The organism is Helicobacter sp. UBA3407, assembly GCF_949747025.1.
GTDB classification, from domain to species: Bacteria; Campylobacterota; Campylobacteria; order Campylobacterales; family Helicobacteraceae; genus Helicobacter_D; species Helicobacter_D ganmani.
On record NZ_CATKCB010000044.1, the window covers coordinates 1 to 6,408 of the forward strand.

Annotated in this window: 4 protein-coding genes; all 4 read right to left on the reverse strand. The window is 37.0% G+C overall.

Features of this window, described 5'->3' with window-relative positions; all coding sequences use genetic code 11:
- The coding region (gene infC, locus Q1553_RS00580) for a translation initiation factor IF-3 (protein ID WP_300842669.1) at nt 1–488 on the reverse strand (488 nt) is incomplete at its 3' end.
- Nucleotides 485–2,302 carry a threonine--tRNA ligase gene (gene thrS, locus Q1553_RS00585; protein WP_115551107.1) on the reverse strand — a complete coding sequence of 606 codons (1,818 nt, stop codon included), beginning with the start codon at nt 2,300–2,302 and terminating at the stop codon, nt 485–487. The genes thrS and infC, both read right to left, overlap by 4 nt.
- A 202-nt stretch (nt 2,303–2,504) precedes the next feature.
- Nucleotides 2,505–5,336 (reverse strand): cytochrome c biogenesis protein CcsA, encoded by a 2,832-nt coding sequence (gene ccsA, locus Q1553_RS00590; RefSeq protein WP_115551108.1) that lies wholly within the window; start codon nt 5,334–5,336, stop codon nt 2,505–2,507.
- Nucleotides 5,337–5,495: 159 nt separating this feature from the next.
- Complete coding sequence (locus Q1553_RS00595; protein WP_115551109.1) at nt 5,496–6,143, reverse strand: ferritin family protein; 648 nt, start codon at nt 6,141–6,143, stop codon at nt 5,496–5,498.
- Nucleotides 6,144–6,408 lie beyond the last annotated feature (265 nt).

A 6,408-nucleotide genomic window follows, 5' to 3' on the forward strand; every position in this document is an offset into this window, starting at 1 on the left:
ACATAACGACCTTCCACCTTGTAGTCTTTGTCAATATTTGCAACTTCTTCAAGCATTGAAGCAACTCTATTTAGCACTTCAAAACCTGCTTGAGGCTCGCTTACTTCGCGCCCACGTAAAAATACGCGGAATCGCACATGCTTATTTTCTTCTAAAAATTCCTTTGCGTGTTTTACTTTATAATTAATATCATTGCTCGCAATCTTTACAGAGAGCTTGATTTCTTTAATTTCAATTTGTTTTTGTTTTTTCTTGGCTTCTTTTTGCTTTTTCTCTTGTTGATAACGAAATTTTCCATAATCCATTATTTTACATACTGGTGGTTTTGCATCTGGTGCGATTAAAACCAAATCCAAACCTTTGCTATCAGCAATCCTTAAAGCTTCTTCAGAGCTAATCAATCCATATTGCTCACCATCGTCTCCTACACAGCGGATTTGTGGAAAATCTATTTCCTCATTGAGGACTATTTCATCATTCTTACTCAAAAGCTAACCTCACGCATTTTCTCCTTATTAAATTGAATAAAATCATCAAAACTTACATCTGATTGTTCTTTGGTGCGACGATTGCGCACTGCTACTTTTCTTTCCTCCATTTCCTTAGCACCTAAAACCGCAATGATTGGCACTCTTTGCTTTTCTGCATTACGGATTCTTTTATTAAGCGTTTCGCTTTTTTCTTCAATTTCTGCATAAACACCAACTTTTAAAAGTGCATTGTGCAATTCTTTTGCATAAGCATTTTGTGCTTCATTGATTGGAATAATAATCACTTGGGTTGGCGCAACAAAAAATGGAAATTCTCCTCCAAAATGCTCTGTTAAAATCGCTACAAATCGTTCAAAACTTCCTAAAATTGCACGATGAATCATCACGGGCTGCTGTGCTGTGTTGTTCTCATCTGTGTAAGTTAAATCAAATCTCTCTGGCAAATTCATATCAATTTGCACAGTGCCACACTGCCACTTTCGCCCAATTGCATCGGTGATTTTAATATCAATTTTGGGACCATAAAATGCCCCGCCCCCCTCGTCAATCTTGTAAGAGATTCCACAGCGGTTTAACGCACCCTTTAATGCTTCTGTTGCTTGTTCCCATACTGCATCACTGCCGATGGATTTCTCTGGCTTAGTAGAAATCTCCATTTCATAGCTAAACCCAAAGGCATTCATAATTTTTTGCGTGAAATCAATGATATTTTCTACTTCACTTGCAATTTGGCTTGGGCGACAGAAAATATGTGCGTCATCTTGGGTAAATTCACGCACACGCAACAATCCGTGCAAGACTCCACTTTTCTCGTGGCGATGTACCACGCCATATTCATAGAATCGCAAAGGCAATTCGCGATAACTACGTAATGCGCTTTGATAGACTTTGATATGCCCAACGCAATTCATAGGCTTGATACCATATTCCACCTCATCAATCGTCGTGAAATACATATTTTCACCATAATTTGCATAATGCCCGCTTGTTTTCCATACTGCACTTTTTAGAATCTCTGGACCGCGCACAGGCTCATATCCCCGCTCAATGAGTGCTTGTGTCAAGAGATTTTCAAGATTGCGCCTAAGCCTAGCTCCCTTGGGCAACCAAATGGGTAATCCCGCTCCGATTTCCTCATCAAAGGTGAAAAGCTCCATTTCCATACCAACTTTTCTATGGTCGCGTTTTTTGGCTTCTTCTAATTGTCTTAAATACTGACTTAAAGATTCTTTGTTTGCAAAAGCAATCCCATAGATTCTTGTTAGCATTTCAGCCTTTTCGTCTCCTCCAAGATAAGCACCAGCAATTTTTGTAAGCTTAAAGGCATTCAGTAATTTTAAAGTTGGCAAATGCGGACCGCGACACAAATCCTCAAAATCTCCTTGAGAATAAATACTCAAAGTCCCATCTCCTAGAGGAATCTTACGAATGACAGCTTGTTTTAAATCATCGTTTTGAAATTTTATGATTGCTTCTTCTCGTTTTAAATGGTATTTTATAATTTTCTCGCCCTTTTTAGCAATTTCTTTCATCTTAGATTCTATTGCAACCAAATCTTCCTCACTGATTTTTTGGTGTATGCGAAAATCATAATAGAATCCCTCTTCTACCACAGGACCAACGAAAAATTGTGCTTCAGGATAAAGTGTTTTAATGGCTTCTGCCATTAAATGCGCACAAGTATGGCGCATAATAGCAAGCGATTCTTCGGAATTATCAAAATAAATCGGCTCACCTTTTAAGCCCAATTCCTCCGCACTTTGTGTATCATAGATTGCGTTATTTGCTTTGATACCAATGATTACAGACATAAAATCTTGCCCTTTAAAATTAAAAAATAAGTATAGATTATAGCAAAAAAATAGACAACTAACGCTTAAAAGATTTTGAGAATTATAAATATTGTTTAATTTTAGATTCTACCACCCCTCCAATGCTTGCAATGTGCGCACTGCTACTGCGTGGTTGGATTCGGCATTGCAAAAATTTAATTCCTAGAGATCCCTATCGCATTCAAGAAAGTTTTGGCGATGGTAAATCCCCTTTACGCGCAGCCAAGATGATAAGCAGAATCGTAAAGCCAACAAAATAATACAAAAAGACGGGAATTGGCAAAGGGTCTCCTGCCGCGTAAGAATGCAACCCAGAGAGGTAAAAATTCACTCCAAAATAAGTCATCAAAATGGAATAAAATGCAATCACACTAAGCGAAGCAAAGACATAAGGATTATCTCCTTTTGGCATAAAACGTGCGTGTAAGACAACAATATAAACGACAATAGAAATCAAAGCCCAAGTCTCTTTTGGGTCCCAGCCCCAATATCTCCCCCAAGACTCATTTGCCCAAACACCACCTAAAAAGTTTCCAATCGTAAGCATTGCAAGCCCTAGAATCATCGCCATTTCATTAATCGTATGTAAAGTCAGAATCGTGCGGTCTAATTCAGGATATTTCGCACTCCTAAAAATAAACAAAAACAAGGTAAGCACACCGAGCATAAAACAAAGCCCCAAAAATCCATAACTTGCGGTAATAATAGAAACATGAATATTAAGCCAATAGGATTTTAACACAGGAACTAAATTGCCAATTTGTGGGTCCATAAATCCCAAATGCGCTACAAAAAGAGAAATTCCAGCCAAAAAACTCGCCATACTTTGCGCCAAATAACTTTTCTTAAAAAACACAACACCGGCAATTCCCGAAGCAAACGCAATGTATATCATAGATTCATACGCATTGCTCCACGGCGCGTGTCCTCCCACATACCAGCGCACACCAAGTGCCGTTGCGTGCAATAATACCAAAAGTGAAATCGCCCAATAAAGCACACGACTTGCCAAAACATCTGCTTTTTTATGCCGGAAAATCTGCACAAGCACCACAGCAAAAAGCAAAATTCCACAAACCAAATAAAGCGGCATAAGGTTTTTAAAAAGATTATAGTGATTCAAAAAGATTTCCAAATCAATTTGCGTTTGTGGCGGAATCAAATTTGCACCAAATTTTTGCTGAATCTTCTCTAGTGCATCAAGTGCCAAATCTGCATTTTCCCATTTATTCTCCACTAAACCATAATGGAAACTATTAAAATACGCTCCAAAAAGCTTTTGAAGCTGACTTGCGCTCTCTTTATCAAAACTAGCAATCGCATCACTTGGAGCAAACCACTTGTCTCCCTCACCGCTAAAACTCGGCAAAATGCGTAAAGCTTGTGCAGTATAAATCAGATAAGCAACATTTACACGCTCATCAACATTTATCACATCTTTATCAAACTTATCTCGCATAGCAGGCTTTTTGCGATTCGCTTCTTCTAAATAATTACCAAGTTTATAAGTTCCTCCTACAAATAAATCCTCAAAAGCAATGTATTTTTCTTCTTGGCTTACTCCAATAACTTCTTTAAGCTTTGGAGTGGAAAGTGCAAGCATTTTAACTTTTTTAAACTCATTGGGATAAACCATCATTCCTAAGAATAATTCCATATTATTAAGCCCTAAAAAGCCATCTTTTTTCGTCATTTTATGCACATATTCCATTGCCAAAGTATCCACAGGCTTCATACGTCCGCCAAAATCTTGCACAAGCAATTTCCCAAATCGCTCGGAGTGCTCTTTGCTTTTTTCTTTTAGATTTTTAATCAAATCCAAAATGCTTTCATTGGTGATAGGTGGAATCTCTAATTCTCCTTGCATATGTGGATTTTGAGATTCTATATTTTGCGTCATTTGTTCTGTATCGTTGATATTTTCCCCACTTGCATACAAAGGCATACTCATACTTAACCCCGCAGCAAAGACAATCGCTAAATTTTGGGATTTTAAATAATTGCTCAAGCGCACAAATCTCCCATTTTTTGCAAAAAATTCCCACAAAAGCCCGATAACCAACATCGTATAACCAATATAAGTTGGAATTTTCCCCGGGTCGCGATTAACTGATAAAATCGTGCCTTGCTCGTCTAAATCATACGAGGATTGGAAAAAGCGGAATCCTCCATAATCCAAAACATTATTCATAAAGATTTTATAGGGCTTTTCTACATTGTTTTTTGAGTCAATCACTACAACCTCTGAAGCATACGAAGAGGGACTCATAGAGCCAGCATAGCGGTCAAGTTGAAAATCTTTTAGTTCTATAAAAAAAGGTAATGCCACCACTCTGCTACCCCAATCAAGCGCAAACCTTGTTTCTCCAAGCACAAAAGGAGCAATATTTTCTCCCTTTGTATTTTTGATAATTTCTATTTCTTGACTTTCTCCCTTAAAACTCACCTTGACTTTTAATCTATCAGAATCCATTTTGTCTTTGGCAGGGAGATAATCCAAATACTGCACAGACAAATTATCCCCCTCAAAAGGCAAGGTTTGATGAAATTTCTTTTGCACTAAAGGCGTGATTGTAGTTGGGAAAAAAGCGCGATAGAATTTGTCCTCTATCTTTGCTAAAATCGTAATAAAATCCTCTTGAGATTCTATGGTATTGCTTCTTTCGCTCTCTCGTATATGCATTACACCTTCAAACCCATAATAACGCGTCATTGCCGCACCAATAAAAATAATAATCAAAGAGCTATGAAACAAAAAGGAAGCGTATTTTTTCCTTTGCCATACGCGCGAGAAAATCAAAATACCTATCAGATTCAACACTAGCAACAAATGCAACAAATCAAACCAAGCAGTATTATAAATCAATGCTTTCGCGCTTGGTGTGCCAAAGTCATTTTCTACAAATGTTGCCACTGCACAGGCACTTCCATAAGTGATAAGCAAAACAAATGTAACAAAAAAACTACAAAATCCTCTCATTATACCATTTACAAACATTTGCATTTGGTTCATATTTTTCCCTAAATTCAAAATAAAAACGTTATTTTACCGAAAGGTTTTTTAGGATTCATTAACAAATGGCAAATGAATTAAAAATTAAATATGAAATTAATGAAGAAAAGAGTGAAAAGCCATAGAGCCTTGAGTTTTGGCTCTATGATAAAACAAAAATTAACCTAAAAATTCGCGCTTGAAATATTCGCGTGAAGCCTTACAAAGCGGGCAAGCCCCGGGAGCTTTTTTACCTCTATGAATATGTCCGCAGATTTCACAAACCCAAACTTCCTCATTGCTACTTTCAAAGAATCCCTCCTCATCTAGCATTTTTTTGAGTTCTAAATATTCTCTTTCGTGCTCCACTTCTACCTTACCAATAGCTGTAAAGAGTCGTGCAATGTCTTTTTTACCCTCTTCTTCGGCGATTTTAGCGAAGTTTGGATACATAATCGTATGTTCATAATTTTCGCCCTCTGCGGCTGTAATAAGATTTTTAGTTGTAATATCCAACTCTTTGCCATCTACAATTTTATGATATGCTTTAAACTCTGCTCTTGCGTGCCATTTTTCATTTTCTGCCGCCTCTCTGAAATGTTTTGCTACTGCGTGCCAGCCTTCCTCTTGTGCTACATCGGCAAACAAATCGTATTTGTTACGCGCCATAGATTCTCCTGCAAAAGCTTTCATAAGATTAACTGCTGTTAAATCTGTGGTGATACAGGTCATTTCTGCTCCACAACAACTAAGTGTTCCGCTACCCACATTTTGCACTTCCACTTCATTGCCACATTTTTGACATTTATAAGTTTCATATTGCCTCATCAACAAATCCTTTAATGAAATTTAGGCTAAAATTATAGCATATTTTTTTTTAATTAATAAACTTTATCCATTAATTTATTTATTCTCACATAATATTTAAAAGGTTTTTCTTGGAATCTTTTTCTTTGCTTTTCTGATTCTATAAGCTAGAGCAAACTTGAAATCAAATTGTTTATAAATCTTACTGCCTATGCTCATAGGGATTCCTTTTGTAAAGAACCAAAGAAAGCAAAAGACAAAATCTTAAGGATTTGGAATTTGAAAG